This is a genomic window from Microbacterium sp. MEC084 (assembly GCF_004514465.2).
Taxonomy (GTDB): Bacteria; Actinomycetota; Actinomycetes; order Actinomycetales; family Microbacteriaceae; genus Microbacterium.
The window spans coordinates 17,736-36,217 of sequence record NZ_MYFP02000003.1; the positions used below are offsets into that span (position 1 = coordinate 17,736).

Here is an 18,482-nt window from a genome sequence, read left to right on the forward strand (position 1 = left end):
GCCCCGTGGTGGTTGAGCGAGCGAAGCGAGTCGAAACCCCTGAAGCCTCGCGGTCAGAGCAAGCGCCGCCCCGACGCCCAGGCGGTGCTGCCGTCGCCGATCCTGCGTTGTGCAGACGCGGCGGCGGTGTCCGAGGCCCGGGCTAGCCTCGGAACGTGCGATACATCCCCTCCGAGAGCTCCACGGCCGGCGTCCTGACGGCGCCGCGGGTCGTGTGGAGCGCCAGCGACCTGAAGCTCGCCGCCGAGTGCGAGTTCGCGTGGCTGCGCAAGCTCGACGCGAAGCTCGGGCGCGTGCCCGAGGTCGAGGAGCCCGAGGACGAGATGCTCGAGCGCGCCGCCCGCCTCGGAGACGTGCACGAGGCGCGGGTGCTCGAGGCGTATCGCGCGGAGTTCGGTGCCGGCGTCCTCGAGATCGCGGCGACGCGGTCGGCCGACGACGACGGGATGGCCGCGGCGGTCGACGACACGCTCGCGGCCCTGGCGGACCCGCAGGCGCGGATCGTGTTCCAGGCCGCCTTCTCCACGGACGAGTTCGTCGGGTTCGCCGACTTCCTCAAGCGCGAGGACGACGGCCGCTGGCGCGTGCAGGACTCCAAGCTCGCGCGGCGGGCCAAGGTCACGGCCCTCATGCAGCTGGCCGCGTACGTCGATCAGCTCGACCGGCTCGGCATCCCGCGCTCCGACGAGGTGGACCTGCTGCTCGGCGACGGCACGACCAGCACGCACGCCGTGTCCGACCTGATGCCGCTCTTCCGCGTCCGCCGCGCGCGGCTGCGCGCGCTGATCGCCGACCGGCGGCTCGACCTGGGCGCGGCGGGGGAGGCGATCGCGTGGGCCGACCCGCGCGGCGAGCTGGGCGTCGTCGCGTGCGGGCGCTGCGCCACCTGCGAGCAGGAGGTCGTCGCGGCGCGCGACGTGCTGCTCGTCGCCGGAATGCGCCCGGTGCAGCGCGAGCGGCTGCGCGCCGCCGGCATCCGCACGATCGACGACCTCGCGGCCGCCGCCGCGCCGCCGCAGGGGATGAACCCCGACGTGTTCGCGGGCCTGCGCACCCAGGCGCGCCTGCAGATCACCAGCCCGGCGGGCGTTCCGGGTCCCTCCGGGGAGACGCCGGATGCCGCACCCGCGTACGAGGTGGTGCTGCCGGAGGCGCTCGCGACCATGCCGCGCCCCGACCTGGGCGACATCTTCTTCGACTTCGAGGGCGACCCGCTCTACAGCGAGCCCGGCGCGCACGGCGCCGAATGGGGCATCGACTACCTGTTCGGTTGGATCGACATGCAGGAGCAGTACACGCCGCTCTGGGCCCACGACCTCGCGAGCGAGCGCGAGGCGCTCGAGAGGTTCTGCGACTTCGTCGCGGCGCGGCGCGCGGCGCATCCGCACATGCACATCTACCACTACGCGCCGTACGAGCCCACGCACCTGGCGGCCATGGCCGCGCGGCACGGCGTGCGCGAGGCCGACGTCGACCGGATGCTGCGCGACGAGCTGTTCGTCGACCTGTACCCGATCGTGCGCCGCGCCCTGCGCGTGGGCTCGCGGTCGTACTCGATCAAGAAGCTCGAGCCTCTCTACATGGGCGACGAGGTGCGCACCCAGGACGTCAAGGAGGGCGGCGACTCGATCCTCCGCTACGTCGAGGCGCGCGAGCTCCTCGCCGCGGGCGACGCGGCGGCCGCGCAGCTGATCCTCGACGACCTCGCCGACTACAACCGCTACGACTGCGTCTCGACCCGGCGCCTGCGCGACTGGCTGGTCGAGCGCGCCCGCGAGAGCCGCGTGCTGCCCGCCCGGCCCGACGAGCACGAGGCGTTCGCGTACGAGCCGTCGCAGCTCGCCCTGGCGCTCACCGCGCGGGCCGCGGAGCTCGGGACCGAACACCCGGATGCGCAGGCCCTCCGGCTGGCCGCCGCCGCGATCGACTACTACCCGCGCGAGCGCAAGAGCTTCTGGCAGGGGCACTTCCAGCGCCTGCGCGAGCCGCTGCCGCTGTGGGCGGACACGCGCGACGTGATCGCGGTGGACCCCGCCCGCAGCCGCGTGCTGCACGACTGGCACGTGCCGGAGGGCGGCCGCGCCACCCGCCGTGTGGTCGAACTGCGCGGTGACCTGGCCCCGGGCACGCGACTGAAGGAGGGCGTGCAGCCCTTCCTGCTCTACCCGCGACCCGCGCCGTTCGAGGCCGAGGCGTCGTCGCGCTGGATCCACGTCGGCCGCAGCGCCGAAGTGCTCGCCGAGCTCGAAGACGGCGTCGTGATCGCCGAGGGCTCGATCGGCGGCGCGACGTGGGACGATCTGCCGATCGCCGTCACCCCGGCCGCGCCGCCGCAGGCCGGCAACCAGCAGAAGTCGATCGACGCGTGGGCCGAGACCCTCGCCATGGGAGCCGAACTCCCCACGGATCCCGCGACCGACATCCTGCGCCGTCGTCCGCCACGCACCCGGTCGGGCGCGCTTCCGGCGTCGGAGGGCGACGACGTCGCGGCGATCGTCGCGGCCGTGCGTGACCTCGATCGCAGCTACCTCGCGGTGCAGGGCCCGCCCGGCACGGGCAAGACCTACGTCGGGTCGCACGTGATCGCGCGGCTCGTGAACGAGCACGGCTTCAAGGTCGGCGTCGTGGCGCAGTCCCACGCGGTGGTCGAGAACATGCTCGACCGGGTCGTCGCCGCGGGCGTGCCGGCGGCGCGGGTCGCCAAGGCGCCCAAGTCCGGCGCCGGCGCGACGCCGGAGCCGAGCTTCACGATCATCCCCAAGAACGGCGTCGCCGCGTTCACAGCCGAGCGCCCGGACGGGCACGTGATCGGCGGCACCGCCTGGGACTTCGCGCACGAGGGCCGCGTGCCGCGCGGCAGCCTCGACCTGCTGGTGATCGACGAGGCCGGTCAGTTCTCGCTCGCCTCGACGATCGCCGTCTCGCTCGCGTCCCCGCGCCTGCTGCTGCTCGGGGATCCGCAGCAGCTGCCGCAGGTCAGCCAGGGCACGCACCCGGAGCCCGTCGACACGTCGGCGCTCGGCTGGGTGATGGACGGCGCCCAGATCATCCCGGCCACCCACGGGTACTTCCTCGCGCGCTCGTGGCGCATGCATCCGGCGGTCTCGGCCGCCGTGTCGGGGCTGTCGTACGCGGGACGTCTCGCGTCGCACGAGCCGGCCGCGCTGCGCCGCATCGACGGCGTCGAGCCCGGCCTGCACGTCGTACCGGTGCGGCACCACGGCAACGCGACCGAGTCGCCCGAGGAGGCCGCCGAGGTCGTGCGGATCGTGCGCGAGGTGCTGGGGCGCGCGTTCACCGACATCCGGATCGGCGACGGCGGCACGGGGGAGCCGTGCCCGCCGCGGCCGCTCACGCAGGCCGACGTGATCCTCGTCGCGCCCTACAACGCGCAGCAGCAGTGCGTCGAGCGCGCGCTCGCCGAGGCGGGGTTCCCAGATGTCCGGGTCGGGACGGTCGACCGGTTCCAGGGGCAGGAGGCGGCGGTGTCGATCGTCACGCTCGCCGCGTCGAGCGGTCGCGACGCGCCCCGCGGCAGCGACTTCCTGCTGCTGCAGAACCGCCTCAACGTGGCGGTCTCGCGCGCGATGGTCGCGGCGTACCTGATCCACTCGCCCGCGCTGCTGGACGAGCTGCCCCGCACACCCGAGGGCGTCGCCCGGATGAGCGCCTTCGCGCGGCTGGTCGGGGCGTAGCCGGGGCGGCGGCGCCTGCGCTCAGACGGTGCCGTAGAGGCGGTCGCCCGCGTCACCGAGGCCGGGCACGATGTAGCCCTTCTCGTTGAGGCGCTCGTCGAGCGCACCCAGCACGAGCGTGACGTCGCGGCCGTCGACCTGCTTCTCGATCGCGGCGATGCCCTCGGGGGAGCCGAGGATGCAGACCGCCGTCACATCCTGCGCGCCGCGCTGGAACAGGAAGTCGATCGCGGCGCCCAGCGACCCACCGGTCGCGAGCATCGGGTCGAGCACGAAGCACTGCCGGTCGCTCAGGTCGTCGGGCAGGCGCTCGGCGTAGGTCATGGGCTCGAGGGTCTCCTCGTTGCGCGCCATGCCGAGGAAGCCGACCTCGGCGGTGGGCAGCAGCTTCACCATGCCCTCGAGCATGCCGAGGCCCGCGCGCAGGATCGGCACGACGAGCGGCCGCGGGTCGCTGATCTTCACGCCGGTCGTGGTGGTCACGGGCGTCTCGATCTCGAGCGGCTCGACGCGGACGTTGCGCGTCGCCTCGTACGCGAGGAGCGTGACGAGCTCCTCCGTCAGCTGGCGGAACACCGGCGACGGGGTGCGCTTGTCGCGGAGCACCGTGAGCTTGTGGGTGATGAGCGGGTGGTCGGCGACGTGCAGGCGCATGAGAACAGGCTACCGGCCGCGCGTCTCGCTCTCCGAGAGAACGCCCGGCGGCCGTAGGCTCGTGACGTGATCCCGGACGACCGCGACGCCGACGCGATGAGGCGCGCCCTCGCGCTCGCGGCCGAGGCGTCGGCGGCGGGGGAGGTGCCGGTCGGGGCGGTGGTGCTCGACGAGGACGGCACGGTGCTCGGCGAGGGCCGCAACCGGCGCGAGCTCGACCACGACCCGTCGGCGCACGCCGAGATCGTCGCGATGCGCGAGGCCGCCCGGCGGATCGGCTCGTGGAACCTCGAGGGGTGCACGCTCGTGGTCACGCTCGAGCCGTGCGTCATGTGCGCGGGCGCGCTTCTGCAGGCCCGCGTCTCGCGGCTCGTGTTCGGCGCGTGGGACGAGAAGGCCGGCGCCGCCGGATCCATGTACGACGTCGTGCGCGACCGGCGCCTGCCGTACCGCGCCGAGGTCGTCGGCGGCGTGCGCGAGGACGACGCCCGGGCGCTGCTGCGCGACTTCTTCGAGGCGCGCCGCTGACGCGGGATGAAGCCGCCCGAGGCTCGGGGCGTTTCGACTCCGCTCGCCGGCGCTCGCTCCGCTCGACGCCGGGAGTAGCGTGAGGCCATGCTGATCGTCGCCGTCGTGCTGGCCGCCCTCGCGGCGCTCGTGCACGTGTACATCTTCGTGCTCGAGACGCTGCGCTGGGAGGAGCCGCGCACCCGCGCGATCTTCGGGACCAGCGAGCGTGACGCCGCGATCACCCGGCCGCTCGCCGCGAACCAGGGCGTCTACAACCTGATGCTCGCGATCGTCACCGCCGTCGGCATCGCGCTGGTGTGGGCGAACCCCGCGGCGGGCTTCGCGCTGCTGTTCGCCGGAACGGCATCGATGCTCGGCGCCGCCCTGTACCTCGCGGCGTCCGACCGCACGAAGCTGCGCGCCGCCGCGACCCAGGGGCTGTTCCCGCTGCTCGCGATCGCGACCGCCATCCCCGCCGCCGCGATCGGATGACCCCTGTCGCCGTGCTCGCCGGCGCGAGCGGCTTCATCGGCACGGCCCTGCGCGACGCGCTCGCGGACGAGGGCTATGAGATCCGGACGATCGGGCGATCCGGGCCCGTCCGCTGGGGCGACACGGCGGCGATCCGCGCCGCGGTCGACGGCGCCGACCTGCTCGTCAACCTCGCGGGGAAGTCGGTGAACTGCCGCTACACCGACCGCAACCGCGCCGAGATCCTGCGCTCGCGCGTCGAGACCACGCGCGAGCTGCGGGACGCGGTCGCCGCTGCCGCGCACCCTCCCCGGGTGTGGATGAACGCCAGCACCGCCACGATCTACCGGCACGCCATGGACCGCCCGCAGACCGAGAGCGACGGCGAGCTCGGGACCGGCTTCTCGGTGGATGTCGCGCGCGGATGGGAGCGCGAGTTCTTCGCCGGGGAACTGCAAGGCACGCGCCGCATCGCGCTGCGCATGGCGATCGTGCTCGACGACGGGCCGGCCACCGGGCTGCTGTTCCGGCTCGCTCGGCTCGGCCTCGGCGGGCCGCAGATCGACGGCCCGTGGTTCCCGCACCGGCGCTATCGCGGCATCGGCGCGGATCCCTCCGGCGACGGCGGCGCGCCGCATCACCGCACGAAGGGTCGGCAGCGCTTCAGCTGGATCCACATCGACGACGTGATCGGCGCCATCCGGTTCCTGCGCGACGGCGACCTGGAGGGGCCCGTGAACCTCGCTTCGCCGGCGCCCAGCGACAACCGGACCCTGATGGCGACGCTGCGCCGCGTCGTCGGGGCGCCGATCGGGCTGCCCGCGTGGCGCTTCATGCTGGAGCCCGCGATGTGGTTGCTCCGGACCGAGCCCGAGCTGGTGCTCAAGAGCCGGTGGGTCATGCCGGAGCGGCTCGAGGCCGCCGGGTACCGGTTCGCGTGGCCGGAGCTCGAGCCCGCGCTGCGCGACGTCGCGGGCGGCTGAGTCCGGGGGAGGCTTCCGGCGTTTCGACTCGCTTCGCTCGCTCAACGAGCACGGGTGCAGCGACCGGTGCGGGGCTCAGTCTTCGCTCGAGGCGAGGCCGCGGTGTGCCGACAGGAGCGTGACCTCGGGGCGCTCGGCCATGAGCCGTTCGGCGCCGTCCAGCACGTCGCGCACGTGCGAGGGCGAGGTGCCGACCACGGAGACGCCGATGGACGCGCGCCTGTGCAGGTCGTGCGCGCCGACCTCGGCCGCGGCGGCCTCGGTGCGGCGGCTCAGCTCGGCGACGATCGGGCGGATGACCGACCGCTTCTCCTTGAGCGAGTGGACGTGGCCGAGCAGCAGATCGAACTCGATCCAGCCGATCCACATGGCGACCCCTCCGGGGTCAGTCCGAGGACTTGAGGACGACCGCCTCGGTCGACAGCTGCTGCTGCCCGGCCGGGCGGAACACTTCCGGCTCCAGGTAGATCACGCGCGCGAACGGGACCTGGCGGCGGATGCGCGCCTCGACCGAGTTGATGTCGGCGGCGACGTCGCCCAGCGGCTTGTCGTGGGGGACCCCGACCTTGGCGGCGACCAGCAGCTCCTCCGGGCCGATGTAGAGGGTCTTGATGTGGATGAGCTTCTCCACCTCCGGGCCCTTCTCGATGGCCGCGATGATGCGGTTGAGGTCGGCCTCGGTCGCGCCCTCGCCCACCAGGAGGCTCTTGGTCTCGATGCCGACCACGATCGCGATCAGGATCAGCAGCACGCCGATGAAGAGGGTGCCGAGCGCGTCCCAGAACGGGTTTCCGGTGATCACCGTCAGGGTGACGCCGAACAGCGCGAAGATCAGGCCGACGAGCGCGCCGATGTCCTCGAGCAGCACGACCGGCAGCTCGGGAGCCTTCGCGTGCCGGATGAACGACACCCACGACTGGCCCTTCTCGCGCACGGCGTTGCTCTCGACGACCGCGGTGCGCAGCGAGAACGACTCGAGCATGATCGCGACCACCAGGATCACGATCGGCAGCCACCACCACTGCTCGCTCAGCTCGTGGGGGTGCGTGAGCTTCTCGACGCCCTCGTAGATCGAGAACAGACCGCCGATCGAGAACAGGATGATGCCGACGATGAACGCGAACACGTAGCGCTCCCGGCCGTAGCCGAACGGGTGCTCGAGCGTCGCCGCGCGCTTCGCGCGTCGGCCGCCGAGGAGGAGCAGCAGCTGGTTGCTCGAGTCGGCGACCGAGTGCACCGCCTCGGCGAGCATCGATGCCGAGCCCGACAGGAGCCATCCGATGAACTTCGCGATCGCGATGCCCATATTGGCGAGGAACGCCGCGATGATGGCCTTGCTGCCGCCGTGTGCACTCATGCCCCTGAGTCTATTCACGCGGGGCCGCTCGTCCACGGCGGGGCGACGTCGCCGGATGCGCGGCGCGCGCCGTCCCTAGAATCGGAGCATGGTCGACTCGCTGCCCTCGCTCGCGTTCCTCGGTGCCGGATCGATGGGCGGCGCGATCCTGCGCGGCGTGGTCGCGAGCGGCATCCCGGTCGAGGGCGGCATCACGGCGACCAACCGCACGTCCGAGAAGGCCGCCGAGCTCGCGCGGCTCGACGGTGTCACGAGCATCTCGCTGGAGCAGGACCCCGAGGGCAACGTCCGCGCGGCCGCGTCCGCGCGCGTGGTCCTGATCGGCGTGAAGCCCGTCATGGTGCCCGACCTGCTGCGCGAGATCGCGCCGCACCTGCGCGACGACGCGATCGTCGTCAGCCTCGCGGCGGGGGTCACGCTGCGGACGTTCTCGTCCATCCTGGGCGACGGCGTGGCGACCCTGCGCTCGATGCCCAACACCCCGTCGCTGGTGGGCAAGGGCGTCACGGGGCTCGCGGCCGGTCCCGCCGCGGACGAGGAGGCCGTCGCGATCGCGCGCCGCCTGTTCGAGACCGTCGGCACCGTGATCGAGCTCCCGGAGGAGAGGATCGACGCGCTCTCGACCATCTCGGGCTCGGGCCCCGCCTACGTCTTCCTGCTGATCGAGGAGCTCACGCGCGCGGCCCTGGACCAGGGCTTCTCGGAGCACGAGGCGCGCACGATGGCCGAGGGCACGTTCATCGGCGCGACCGCGCTGCTCGAAGCGACCGGCGAGGACCCCGCCGAGCTGCGTCGCCGCGTGACGAGCCCGAAGGGCACCACCGAGCGCGCCATCGCCGTGCTCGAGCGCGCCGACCTGGGCGGCATCTTCCGCGAGGCGACGTCGGCCGCCCTCGCGCGTGCCCGCGAGCTCGCGGGCGAGAGCACGCCGACCACGGGCACGATCCCCGGCGGCAGCTGAACCGCGCCCGCCTCCGGGCGGGGCGTATGGATAGCGTGAGGATCGCGGATCCGCCCGATCCGCGCGAGTAGCGTCGCCACTCGTGGCTTCCCGTTCCCTCGTGCCGGCGCGTCCCCGGGCGCGCCTGCATCTCGCCCCCGCGCAGGCGATCGCGACCGGCTTCGGCATCGCCGTGCTCGCCGGCACCCTGCTCCTGATGCTGCCGATCGCATCCGCGGACGGCCGCTGGACCGGATTCGTGGACGCGCTGTTCACGTCGACGTCGGCCGTCTGCGTGACCGGGCTGATCGTGCTCGACACCGCGACGTACTGGAGCCCGTTCGGCAAGGTCGTCATCATGCTGCTGATCCAGCTCGGCGGTCTCGGCATCATGCTGTTCGCCGCGCTGGTGGGCCTCGCCCTCGCGCGCAAGCTGTCGGTGCGATCGCGGCTCATCGCGAGCGCCGAGACCAAGGCAGGCGGCATCGGCGACGTGCGCCGCATCGCGCGCGGGATCCTGACCACCACGCTCCTGATCGAGGCCGTCACGGCCGCGATCTTCTTCGTGCGGTTCCTCACGGGGTACGGCTACGACCTCGGCAAGGCGGCCTGGCACGCGGTGTTCCACGCGGTCTCGTCGTTCAACAACGCAGGCTTCGCGCTCTACACCGACAGCATCATGGGCTTCGTCGCGGATCCGTGGATCTGCCTTCCCATGTGCGCCGCGATCATCCTGGGCGGGCTCGGGTTCCCCGTGCTGCGGCAGCTGCACCACGAGCTGCGCCGCCCGCTGCACTGGACCATGAACACGCGCGTGGTGCTGGCGGCGACCGCGACGCTGCTCATCGTCGGCACGGTCTTCACGACGGCCGTCGAGTGGGACAACCCCGCCACGCTCGGCGGCCTCGACCCCGCGGCCCGGGTGCTCGCCGGGTTCTTCCACTCGGTGCAGGCGCGCACCGCGGGCTTCAACTCGGTCGACACGTCGCAGCTGCACGACGAGACCTGGCTCGTCACGGACGTGCTGATGTTCATCGGCGGCGGCCCGGCGGGCACCGCGGGCGGCATCAAGGTCACCACGTTCGGTGTGCTGTTCTTCATCATGTGGACCGAGCTGCGCGGCGGCACGGCCGTCAACGTGTTCGGCAAGCGCCTCTCGCGCGCCGTGCACCGCGAGGCCATCACGGTCGTGATCGTCGCGATCGGCGCCATCATGGCCGTCGTGATCGCCATCCTCGCGATGACCGACCTCGACCTGGACCGCGTGCTGTTCGAGGCCGTCTCGGCCTTCGGCACGGTCGGGATGTCCACGGGCATCACGGCCGGGCTGCCCGACGCCGCCCTCGTCCTCCTGACGCTCCTGATGTTCCTGGGCCGCCTCGGCCCGCTCACCCTCGGCTCGGCCCTCGCGCTGCGCGAGCGCCACGCCCCCTACGAACTCCCCAAGGAACGGCCGGCGATCGGCTGATCCGCACGCATCGAAAGGATCCATCGTGGTCAAGTTCCTGTCGTTCGGCGAGGACGCGCGCCGCATCGCCGAGGCCGACTCGGTCGCCGTGATCGGCCTGGGCCGCTTCGGCTCGTCGCTCGCGCTCGAGCTGATGGCCTCGGGCACCGAGGTGCTCGGCATCGACTCCGACGAGGAGCTCGTGCAGTCGCTGAACGGCGAGCTCACGCAGGTGGTGCGCGCCGACTCCACCAAGCTCGAGGTGCTGCAGCAGCTCGCCGTCGGCGACTTCGACCGCGTCGTGGTCGCGATCGGCACCGACATCAAGGCGTCCATCCTGACCGCCTCGCTGCTGCTGCAGATGCAGGTGCCGGTGATCTGGGCCAAGGCCGTCGACGAGCAGCACGGGCTCATCCTCGAGCAGCTCGGCGTGCACAAGGTGATCTACCCCGAGAAGGACATGGGCCGGCGCGTGGCGCACCTGGTGCGCGGCGCCGCGGCCGACTATCTCGAGATCGACAAGGGGTACGCGATGGTCAAGACCGTCGCGCCCGGGCACCTGCACGGCATCACGCTCACGGAGGCGGGCGTGCGGGCCAAGCACGGCGTCACGATCGCGTCGTACAAGCCGGGCCACGGCGAGTGGCGCAACGCCGACGCCGACACGGTGCTGCGCGAGGGCGACATCGTGCTGGTCGTGGGTCCGACCAACCGGGTCGAGGCGTTCGCGCAGCTGCGGTGAGGGGAGCTGTCAGCGGTCGAGGGCTGCGAAGCGCTCCACGTCGACGTTGGTGCCCGACACGATGATGAGGTCATGGTTGGTGACGACCGTGGTCGCCTCCGCGTAGCGGAACGGCTTGCCGGGGCTCTTCACGCCCACGACCGTGACGTTGTACTTCGACCGCACGCCCGACTCGTTCAGGCCGATGCCGCGCACGAACTTGGGCGGGTACATCTTCGCGAGCACGAAGTCGTCGTCGAAGCGGATGAAGTCGAGCATCCGGCCGCTCACGAGGTGAGCGACGCGCTCGCCGGCCTCGCGCTCGGGGTAGATCACGTGGTTCGCGCCGACGCGGGCGAGGATCTTGCCGTGCGACTGCGAGACCGCCTTCGCCCAGATCTGCGGCACCTTGAGGTCGACGAGGTTCGCCGTGATCAGGACGGACGCCTCGATCGAGGAGCCGACCGCCACGACCGCGACCTGGAAGTCCTGCGCGCCGATCTGCTTGAGCGCGTCGATGTTGCGCGCGTCGGCCTGGACCGTGTGGGTCACGCGCTCTGACCACTTCTGCACGAGGCCGAGGTCCTCGTCGATCGCGAGCACGTCGCGATCCAGTCGGTCGAGCTCGCCGGCGCACGCGGCGCCGAAGCGCCCGAGTCCGATCACGAGCACGGGCGCGTCGCTGCGGATCTGCTCAACCAACGATCGGCCTCTCGACGGGCAGCGCGTAGAGCTGCGAGCGGGACGTCGCGGCGACCGCCGCGGCGAGAGTGACTGTACCAACGCGCCCCATGAAGATCGTCAGGGCCAGCACGTACAGCGCGGAGTCCGGCAGCTCGGCCGTGAGTCCCGTCGAGAGGCCCACGGTCGCGAACCCCGAGATCACGTCGAACAGCACCTCGGCGATCGGCGCCTTCGTGATCTGAGCGATGACGATCGTCGCGAGCGCGACGATCGTCGCGCCCCACGCGAGGACCGCGACCGCGACGCGCTGCACGTCGCTCGGGATGCGTCGGCCGAACGCCTCGACGCTCGAGCGGCCCTTCGCCTCCGACCACACGGCCAGCGCCAGCACCGCGAGCGTCGTGACCTTGATGCCGCCGCCCGTCGACGCGGAGCCGCCGCCCACGAACATCAGCATCGAGCCGACCACCAGGGAAGAGCCGTTGAGCTCCCCGATGTCGATCACGGAGAACCCGCCCGAACGCGTCATCGCCGAGAGGAAGAATGCCTGGAACGTCGTGTCCCACGCGTCGCGCGTGCCGAACGTGCCGGGGTTCTCGTACTCGAGGGCGAGGAAGGCGGCCGCGCCGAGCACGAACAGGATGACCGTGGTCACGAGCGTCAGCTTGGCGTGCAGCGGCCAGCGGCCGGGAGCGGTCAGCTGCTTGGAGAGCGCGTAGATCACCGGGAAGCCGATGCTCCCGAGGAAGACTCCCGCCATCAGCACCGTCATGAAGAAGTAGTCGTACTGGAATGCCTCCAGGCCGCGGTCGTTGAGCGTGAACCCGGTGTTCGTGAACGCCATGGCCGCGTACTCGGGTGCGATCCACAGTGCGTCCATCCAGCCGTAGCCCGCGCGGACGATCGGCAGGTAGAGGAGCACCGCGACTGCGGCCTCGATGATGATCGTCGAGAGAGCGACGGTCCGGAGCAGCTGGCCGACCTCGCCGAGCCGCACGGCCTGGCTCTCGCTCACGGGCCCGCCGTGGGAGCGCAGCGGGTTCGTATCGCCGGCCGCGATGAGCTTGGCCCGCAGGCCCAGCTTCTTGGACACGATGAGCCCCAGCATGGAGGCGAGCGTCAGCGCGCCCATCCCGCCGATGTTGACACCGACGAAGATCACGACCTTGCCGAACACCGACCAGTGCGCGGCCATGTCGACCGTCGTGAGGCCGGTCACGCAGATGGTCGACACGGCGGTGAAGAGCGCATCCGCGAACCGGGTCCGCTCACCCGCAGCCGCCGCGATCGGCAGCGACAGCAGGGCCGTGAAGATCAGGATGAGCGAGACGAACACGAGGATCGCGAACCGCGACGGCGACGACGTCGCGAAGTCTCGGAAGAAGTCGCCGACGCGATCCCAGAAGCGGTTCCATGCCTCGCGGGGCACGGACGACGCGCTCGCCGTCATCGTCTGCCCCCTCGATCCCGAATCCGACCCCGGCCTGCCGGGACTGTGACATGGTACTCCGGTGCCTGCGCGGCTACCCTAGCCACATGGCGGACATCTTCGACGTGATCGCGGACGGCACGAGGCGCGAGATCCTGCAGCTGCTGCTGAGCCGATCGTCGGAGGGGGATGCAGGCACGAGCGTGTCGCAGATCGTCGCCGCGCTCGGCGTCAGCCAGCCCACGGTCTCGAAGCACCTCAAGGTGCTGCGCGAGGCCGAGCTCGTGTCCGTGCGCGAGGAGGGCCAGCACCGCTACTACAGCCTGTCGCCCGCGCCGCTCGAGGCCGTCGACGACTGGCTCGTCCCCTTCTTCGTCGAGGAGGGCGACTACGAGGGCGTCGTCGACTTCAGTGCGCACCAGCTGCCCGAGCCCGCCGCCCGCGCCGCCGAGGCCGTCGGCCGCGCCGCCGCGTCGGCGAAGGTCGTCGTGCAGTCCGCGCTCAAGCGCCTCGGGGCATAGATCCCGGGCTCTCATGCCATCGGGAGAGCGCACCGCACTCGGGGGAGGCGGTGCTCTCTCGTTCTGCGCGCGCGTCGGAATATGACGAGCCTGTGAAGTCCTGGCCGACCGCGTCGGATCGTGGGCAGAATGGCGAGAGTGACGACTGACTCGGGATTCACGACCGTCCGCGCGCGGACGTCGGCTGGGTGCGCGACCTGTACCCGCCGGTCGGCACCCTGCTGGCCACGGTCGTCGCGCGCATCCTGCCGCTCGGCGCGCTCGGGCTGAGCCTGCTGGGCGCGCTGGCCGCGGGCTTCTTCCTGCAGAAGATCGCCGAGGCCATGGTGCAGCGCGGGCTCGCGCTGCCCACCCGCGTGCTGTTCCTGCTCGCGATCGCGTTCAACCCGTTCGGCGTCCAGCTGATCACGCGCGACTCGCTGCTGTTCCTCAGCATCGGCTTCTTCGCGCTCGGCGTGGGGGAGACCGTGCGCTTCCTCTACTGGGCGTCGACGCGCGACGGCTTCCGGGCCGGGATCCTGCTGATGATGGCGGCGCTGACGGATCCGCTGGGCGTCGCGCTCGTGGCGATCGCCGGCATCGCCGCGATGTTCTATCTGCCCGACGATCTGGAGCGGCCGGGCCGGCGACGGGCCAGCGTGCTGGTGGCGACGTTCCCCACGATCGGCGCGTTCGCGACGTTCGCGTTCCTGCAGTGGGCCTTCGGCGGGCTCACGGCCGCCGACGTCGCCGCGGTGCTCGACGGCGCCGGCGACCGCATGCGGGAGGTCGTCGCGGACCTGACCGGCCCGCAGGGACTCCTGCTGATGATCGGGCTCGGCTTCGCATGGGTGCTGGCGATCACGCACGGGCGGGCCAGGTCCATCGTCTTCAGCGTGGTGGCGATCGTCGTGCACTACGTCGCGATCGTGCTGGGGTGGGCGAGGACCCGACGGACGGCGGCATCTGGCTCATGCTGCTCACGCTCGTGGTGATGTTCGTGCGGCCCGCGCCGGACGCGCTCGGCCGTGTCATGACGACCGTCGTGGCGGCGGCCGCGATCCCGCTCGTGTGGGCGGCGGCGCTCTCGAACCCCATCGTCGCGGAGTGGCTGGCGGCGCTCGGCCGGCTCGTCGGCTGAGCCCGGAGGCGCCTTCGTCGGCCGCGCGAGGATATCGTCATCCGTCACACGGGTCACAGGGGCACCTCGGGTTTACACCAGACCCGGGATGCCCCTAAAGTGAACGTCAGTTGAAGAGGGGGAGGCTCCGTGCCCGAGATGCCGGATGTGCGGTTCCTGACCGTCGCCGAGGTCGCCGAGATCATGCGCGTGTCGAAGATGACGGTCTACCGGCTCGTCCATTCGGGCGAGCTCCCCGCCGTGCGCTTCGGCCGGAGCTACCGCGTGCCCGAGTCGGCCGTGACGGCCGCCCTGCAGCGTCCCATCGCCGACGCGGGCTGACGCCAGCAGGGCGCGCTCGCCGCATACGGTAAGCTGTCCCGAAGGCACGCTTCTGCTGTGCCCGTTCCCGGACGCCGCGGCTCGGCGTCCAACCCCCTGACATTGTGAGGTTTCCGTGGGTTCTGTCATCAAGAAGCGCCGCAAGCGCATGGCGAAGAAGAAGCACCGCAAGCTGCTTCGCAAGACTCGCCACCAGCGTCGCAACAAGAAGTAAGCGACTGCAACCACTGACGCCGGTCCCGTTCGGGCCGGCGTTTCTGGTTTCCCGGGCGCCGGATCACCGCGGTCTGATCCGGCCGGACGCCCCGGCCCCGTGCGGCGTCGATAATGGACGCATGAACGAGATCTCGGTCCAGGAGCTCCACGACCGCAAGGACGTCCCGCTGGTGGACGTGCGCGAGGTGCACGAGTACGAGGCCGGTCACGTGCCCGGCGCCGTGAACATCCCCATGTCGCAGCTGGGCGAGCGGATCGGCGACCTCCCCGCCGAGCCGTTCGACGTGATCTGCGAGCTCGGAGGCCGCTCCGGTCGCGTGGTCGAGGCGCTCAGCGAGCGCGGCTACGAGGTCACCAACGTCGCGGGCGGCACGAGCGCCTGGCGCGAGGCCGGCTACCCGGTCGAGCTCTGAGCCCCGCTCACGTGACGACGCTCACGCTGATCGGCAAGCCCGACTGCCACCTGTGCGACGTCGCGCGCGAGGTGGTCGATCAGGTGCTGGCCGACCTCCCCGATCCCGTCGCCGACGCCGTCGAGGTGCGCGAGGCGTCCATCCAGGACGACCCCGCTCTGTACGACCTGTGGTGGGAGAAGATCCCGGTCGTGCTGATCGACGACCGCCTGCACGGCCACTGGCGCGTCGCGCCCGAGCGCCTGCGCGCCGCGCTGATCGACGCCGTCCCGACCGCCTGACCCACGACCCTCTTCCCCGAAGGATTCCCGGATGCTCCGCCACATCGTCATGTTCCAGCTGACCGCCACCGACCCCGCCGAGAAGGACGCGCAGGTCGCCGAGGCCAAGGCGCAGCTGGAGGCGCTCGTCGGCGTCGTGCCCGGCCTGCGCGCCATGGACGTGTCGCGCAACGTCGCGTTCGAGGGTCAGAACATGGACTTCGCGCTCGTCGCCGACTTCGACGACCTCGCCGCGCTCGAGGCGTACGGCACGCACCCGGCCCACGTGAAGGCGGCCGAGTACATCGGCACCATCCGATCGGGCCGCGCGGCGATCGACGTCGAGATCTGACGCCGGCTCAGCCCAGCAGCCCGCCCCACACGGCGCGGGCACCCGATTCGCCCGCGAGCACCACGGCCACGACCACGCCGACTGCGACGACCAGGACCGCGGCGCCGATCCCGAGCGTGATCGCCCGCGCGGCGCCGTCTCGCCGGATGCGGTCGCGGCCCCGGCGGAACCACGCCCACTGACCCGCCGCCACGACCGGCAGCGCGAGCGCCCAGGGCTGGACGGCGCGTCCGCGCGCCTCGTGCGCCTGCACATCCGGGAGCGGGCCGACGACGGCCGCCAGCGCCTCACCGGCCGCAATCGTGAAGGGCACGAGCGCCGCGACCGCGACCGCCGCGATCAGCGGCACGAGGCCCAGCCGCCGCCGCGCGGCCGGCCACAGCTGCGCGAGGATCAGCGCGAGCGCCGTCAGCGGGATCAGCACCACGACGAGGTGCACCACGAGCGGGTGCGCCGGGAGTCCCTGGATCTCCATGCCGGGACCACGCGACCGGGTGTCGCGCGGTTCACGCAGTGACCACAATGAACCTGACGGGCGCCGGCGACGTGTGCACGGCATGGACGATCGGCCCCGAGGGCGGAGCGCGTGGCCGATGACGGCGCAGCCGAGGCGGGCGGACCGCGGCCGGGACGCGGCCCTGCGGGAGCTGCACGACCGCCACGCGGGCGCGATCTGGCGGTACGTCGTGGCCCTGACCGGCCGTCCGGCCGACGCGGACGACGTCGTGCAGGAGACGCTCCTGCGGGCCTGGCGCACGCCCGGCATCCTCGACGAGGACCCGGATCAGCTGAGCGGCTGGCTGTTCACGGTCGCGCGGCACCTCGTGATCGACCAGGCGCGCAGCGCGCGCCGCCGGCACGAGCAGACCCAGGACGAGCCGGCCGACGAGGCCGTCGAGGACCGCACGGAGGAGCTGCTGGACGCGATCCTGCTGCAGGACGCGCTCGCGTCGCTGCACGAGCACCACCGGGAGGTCATCGTGCGTGCGTACTTCGGCGGGCGGAGCACCGCGGAGCTCGCGCGCGAGCTGCAGATCGCCGAGGGGACAGTGAAGTCGCGGCTGCACTACGGGCTGCGCGCGCTGCGGCTGGCGTTCCAGGAGAGGGGCGTGACGCGATGAGCGACCACGACGCGCTCGCCGAATGGGACGCCGCGTACGTGCTCGGCGCTCTGACCCCCGCCGACCGGCGCCGGTTCGAGGCGCACCTCGAGGAGTGCGCGCGGTGCCGCGCGGCCGTCGGGGAGCTCGTGCCCATGCCCGGCCTTCTGGCACGGGCGGGCGCACCCGACGCCGCGCCGCCCGCCCCTCCCGCCGACCTCCTCGATCGCATGCGGGAGCGGGAGCGGCGCCGCGTGCGCGGCGTCCGCGCGCGGATCGCCGGATGGGCGGCGGCCGCCGCGGTCGCGCTCACACTCGCGATCGGGGTGCCCGCGGCGATGGAGGCGCCGGACGAACCGGACGTCACGGTCGCCCTGGAGTCGGCCGCGATGTCGGTCGAGGTCGGGCTCGAGCCCGTCGCGTGGGGCACGCGGCTGGTCATCCGGTGCGAGTACCCGGACGCCGGATACGGCTATGGCGCCGGCGCCGGCTACGCGCTCGTCGTGACCGACGTGGACGGGCGCTCGCAGCAGGTGTCCACGTGGGGCGCGATGCCGGGCGGCGCGGTCGAGCTCGAGGCCGCGACCTCGCTCCCGGTCGAGCGGATCGCGAGCCTGGCCGTCCGCGCGGAGGGCGGCGACATCCTGATAAGCGTCCCGGTTCCGCGCGAGGGGTGAACGCCGGGGACCCGCGGCTCGTGTTCCCGTCGGACCGTCTTCGCGGCCCGCGACCCCGAGGGGTCGACTCCGACGAGGGGAGCACATCATGAGGACGAGGTTCAGCCGCCGCGCCGCGGCGGTGCTGCTGGGCGCGACGGCGCTCGCGACCGCGCTGGCCGGATGCGGCGGTGGCACGGGCGACGGGCCGATGTCGCCCGGGACGGATCCGTACGGCTCCGACGGCGGCGAGACCGGCACGATGGGCGCGGTGTCGCTCACCACCGCCGAGACCGACCTCGGCACGATCGTCGTGGACGGCGAGGGCAAGGTCGTCTACCAGTTCGACAGCGACGAGCAGGGTGCGGGCGTCTCGACGTGCGAGGGCCAGTGCCTGGGGAACTGGCCGCCCGTGCCCGGCGGCGAGGACGTCGAGGCCGAGGGCGTGACCGGCGAGGTCGGCACCATCACCGGCGTCGACGGCGAGCCGCAACTCACCCTGAACGGCTGGCCGCTGTACTACTTCGCGGGCGATCAGGCGGCCGGCGATACGAACGGCCAGGGCGTCGACGAGGTCTGGTGGGTCCTCGATCCCGCGGGCGAGCCCATCCGGGACTGACCGGGGTCAGTCC

General features: G+C 72.3%; 24 protein-coding genes. 18 read left to right on the plus strand and 6 right to left on the minus strand.

Translation table 11 applies throughout. From position 1 onward, the window contains the following. The first annotated feature begins 155 nt into the window (after positions 1-155). On the plus strand, positions 156-3,695 hold the full coding sequence (locus tag B5M43_RS04315) for a bifunctional RecB family nuclease/DEAD/DEAH box helicase (RefSeq protein WP_230667668.1): 3,540 nt from the start codon (positions 156-158) through the stop codon (positions 3,693-3,695). Positions 3,696-3,716: 21 nt separating this feature from the next. On the opposite strand, the gene upp is transcribed toward B5M43_RS04315, so the two are convergent. Beyond that, the gene (gene upp, locus B5M43_RS04320) at positions 3,717-4,349 is read right to left on the minus strand and encodes a uracil phosphoribosyltransferase (protein WP_134745815.1); all 633 of its coding nucleotides are present in this window, start codon (positions 4,347-4,349) and stop codon (positions 3,717-3,719) included. 96 nt (positions 4,350-4,445) lie between these two features. On the opposite strand from upp, the gene tadA reads away from it, so the two are divergent. From tadA to B5M43_RS04335, 3 genes are all read left to right on the plus strand, one after another. Next, positions 4,446-4,877, plus strand: a complete 432-nt coding sequence (gene tadA, locus B5M43_RS04325) for a tRNA adenosine(34) deaminase TadA (protein ID WP_134745839.1) — start codon at positions 4,446-4,448, stop codon at positions 4,875-4,877. Between the two features lie 87 nt (positions 4,878-4,964). After that, the gene (locus B5M43_RS04330) at positions 4,965-5,351 is read left to right on the plus strand and encodes a DUF1304 domain-containing protein (RefSeq protein WP_134745816.1); all 387 of its coding nucleotides are present in this window, start codon (positions 4,965-4,967) and stop codon (positions 5,349-5,351) included. Further along, on the plus strand, positions 5,348-6,313 hold the full coding sequence (locus tag B5M43_RS04335) for an epimerase (RefSeq protein WP_134745817.1): 966 nt from the start codon (positions 5,348-5,350) through the stop codon (positions 6,311-6,313). The genes B5M43_RS04330 and B5M43_RS04335 overlap by 4 nt, the downstream gene beginning before the upstream one ends. A 75-nt stretch (positions 6,314-6,388) precedes the next feature. Here the strand turns inward: B5M43_RS04335 and B5M43_RS04340 are convergent, their stop codons facing one another. Further along, entirely contained in the window at positions 6,389-6,682 is a 294-nt protein-coding gene (locus B5M43_RS04340) for a DUF503 domain-containing protein (protein ID WP_134745818.1), read from the minus strand. Positions 6,683-6,698: 16 nt separating this feature from the next. After that, the gene (locus tag B5M43_RS04345) at positions 6,699-7,670 is read right to left on the minus strand and encodes a cation diffusion facilitator family transporter (RefSeq protein WP_134745819.1); all 972 of its coding nucleotides are present in this window, start codon (positions 7,668-7,670) and stop codon (positions 6,699-6,701) included. A gap of 88 nt (positions 7,671-7,758) precedes the next feature. Here B5M43_RS04345 and proC point away from each other — a divergent pair, with 88 nt between their 5' ends. The 3 genes from proC to B5M43_RS04360 all read left to right on the plus strand — a co-directional run bounded on the left by proC (position 7,759) and on the right by B5M43_RS04360 (position 10,799). Beyond that, positions 7,759-8,631 (plus strand): pyrroline-5-carboxylate reductase, encoded by an 873-nt coding sequence (proC, locus tag B5M43_RS04350; protein ID WP_055992925.1) that lies wholly within the window; start codon positions 7,759-7,761, stop codon positions 8,629-8,631. A gap of 82 nt (positions 8,632-8,713) precedes the next feature. Then, complete coding sequence (locus B5M43_RS04355; protein ID WP_134745820.1) at positions 8,714-10,078, plus strand: TrkH family potassium uptake protein; 1,365 nt, start codon at positions 8,714-8,716, stop codon at positions 10,076-10,078. A 25-nt stretch (positions 10,079-10,103) separates the two neighbouring features. Continuing rightward, positions 10,104-10,799 carry a TrkA family potassium uptake protein gene (locus tag B5M43_RS04360; RefSeq protein WP_200941113.1) on the plus strand — a complete coding sequence of 232 codons (696 nt, stop codon included), beginning with the start codon at positions 10,104-10,106 and terminating at the stop codon, positions 10,797-10,799. 9 nt (positions 10,800-10,808) lie between these two features. Here B5M43_RS04360 and B5M43_RS04365 read toward each other — a convergent pair whose 3' ends face one another. Then, positions 10,809-11,480 carry a TrkA family potassium uptake protein gene (locus B5M43_RS04365; protein ID WP_055992931.1) on the minus strand — a complete coding sequence of 224 codons (672 nt, stop codon included), beginning with the start codon at positions 11,478-11,480 and terminating at the stop codon, positions 10,809-10,811. Continuing rightward, positions 11,473-12,912 (minus strand): TrkH family potassium uptake protein, encoded by a 1,440-nt coding sequence (locus B5M43_RS04370; RefSeq protein WP_055992934.1) that lies wholly within the window; start codon positions 12,910-12,912, stop codon positions 11,473-11,475. Before B5M43_RS04370 ends, B5M43_RS04365 begins: the two co-directional genes overlap by 8 nt. A gap of 86 nt (positions 12,913-12,998) precedes the next feature. Here B5M43_RS04370 and B5M43_RS04375 point away from each other — a divergent pair, with 86 nt between their 5' ends. The 8 genes from B5M43_RS04375 (at position 12,999) to B5M43_RS04410 (ending at position 16,094) form a co-directional block, all read left to right on the plus strand. Beyond that, a complete protein-coding gene (locus B5M43_RS04375) occupies positions 12,999-13,412 on the plus strand; it encodes a helix-turn-helix transcriptional regulator (RefSeq protein WP_055992937.1) in 414 nt (137 codons plus the stop codon). Between the two features lie 188 nt (positions 13,413-13,600). After that, positions 13,601-14,386 carry a hypothetical protein gene (locus tag B5M43_RS04380; RefSeq protein ID WP_134745821.1) on the plus strand — a complete coding sequence of 262 codons (786 nt, stop codon included), beginning with the start codon at positions 13,601-13,603 and terminating at the stop codon, positions 14,384-14,386. Further along, complete coding sequence (locus tag B5M43_RS04385; protein ID WP_134745822.1) at positions 14,329-14,532, plus strand: hypothetical protein; 204 nt, start codon at positions 14,329-14,331, stop codon at positions 14,530-14,532. The genes B5M43_RS04380 and B5M43_RS04385 overlap by 58 nt, the downstream gene beginning before the upstream one ends. Before the next feature lie 129 nt (positions 14,533-14,661). After that, positions 14,662-14,853, plus strand: coding sequence for a helix-turn-helix domain-containing protein (locus tag B5M43_RS04390; RefSeq protein ID WP_055992940.1), 192 nt, complete (start codon positions 14,662-14,664; stop codon positions 14,851-14,853). A gap of 115 nt (positions 14,854-14,968) precedes the next feature. Continuing rightward, a complete protein-coding gene (locus B5M43_RS04395; RefSeq protein ID WP_003792170.1) occupies positions 14,969-15,067 on the plus strand; it encodes a 30S ribosomal protein bS22 in 99 nt (32 codons plus the stop codon). 121 nt (positions 15,068-15,188) lie between these two features. Then, positions 15,189-15,482, plus strand: a complete 294-nt coding sequence (locus B5M43_RS04400) for a rhodanese-like domain-containing protein (RefSeq protein WP_055992946.1) — start codon at positions 15,189-15,191, stop codon at positions 15,480-15,482. A gap of 11 nt (positions 15,483-15,493) precedes the next feature. Continuing rightward, positions 15,494-15,763 (plus strand): glutaredoxin family protein, encoded by a 270-nt coding sequence (locus tag B5M43_RS04405; RefSeq protein ID WP_134745823.1) that lies wholly within the window; start codon positions 15,494-15,496, stop codon positions 15,761-15,763. Between the two features lie 31 nt (positions 15,764-15,794). Continuing rightward, positions 15,795-16,094 carry a Dabb family protein gene (locus tag B5M43_RS04410; protein WP_055992952.1) on the plus strand — a complete coding sequence of 100 codons (300 nt, stop codon included), beginning with the start codon at positions 15,795-15,797 and terminating at the stop codon, positions 16,092-16,094. A 7-nt stretch (positions 16,095-16,101) separates the two neighbouring features. On the opposite strand, the gene B5M43_RS04415 is transcribed toward B5M43_RS04410, so the two are convergent. Continuing rightward, entirely contained in the window at positions 16,102-16,569 is a 468-nt protein-coding gene (locus B5M43_RS04415; RefSeq protein WP_134745824.1) for a DUF2231 domain-containing protein, read from the minus strand. Positions 16,570-16,687: 118 nt separating this feature from the next. Between B5M43_RS04415 and B5M43_RS04420 the strand changes: the two genes are divergently transcribed. From B5M43_RS04420 to B5M43_RS04430, 3 genes are all read left to right on the plus strand, one after another. Further along, the gene (locus B5M43_RS04420) at positions 16,688-17,215 is read left to right on the plus strand and encodes a sigma-70 family RNA polymerase sigma factor (RefSeq protein ID WP_134745825.1); all 528 of its coding nucleotides are present in this window, start codon (positions 16,688-16,690) and stop codon (positions 17,213-17,215) included. Further along, positions 17,212-17,871, plus strand: a complete 660-nt coding sequence (locus tag B5M43_RS04425; RefSeq protein ID WP_134745826.1) for a zf-HC2 domain-containing protein — start codon at positions 17,212-17,214, stop codon at positions 17,869-17,871. Before B5M43_RS04420 ends, B5M43_RS04425 begins: the two co-directional genes overlap by 4 nt. Positions 17,872-17,959: 88 nt before the next feature. Continuing rightward, positions 17,960-18,469, plus strand: a complete 510-nt coding sequence (locus B5M43_RS04430) for a hypothetical protein (protein ID WP_134745827.1) — start codon at positions 17,960-17,962, stop codon at positions 18,467-18,469. The last annotated feature ends 13 nt before the right edge of the window (positions 18,470-18,482 follow it).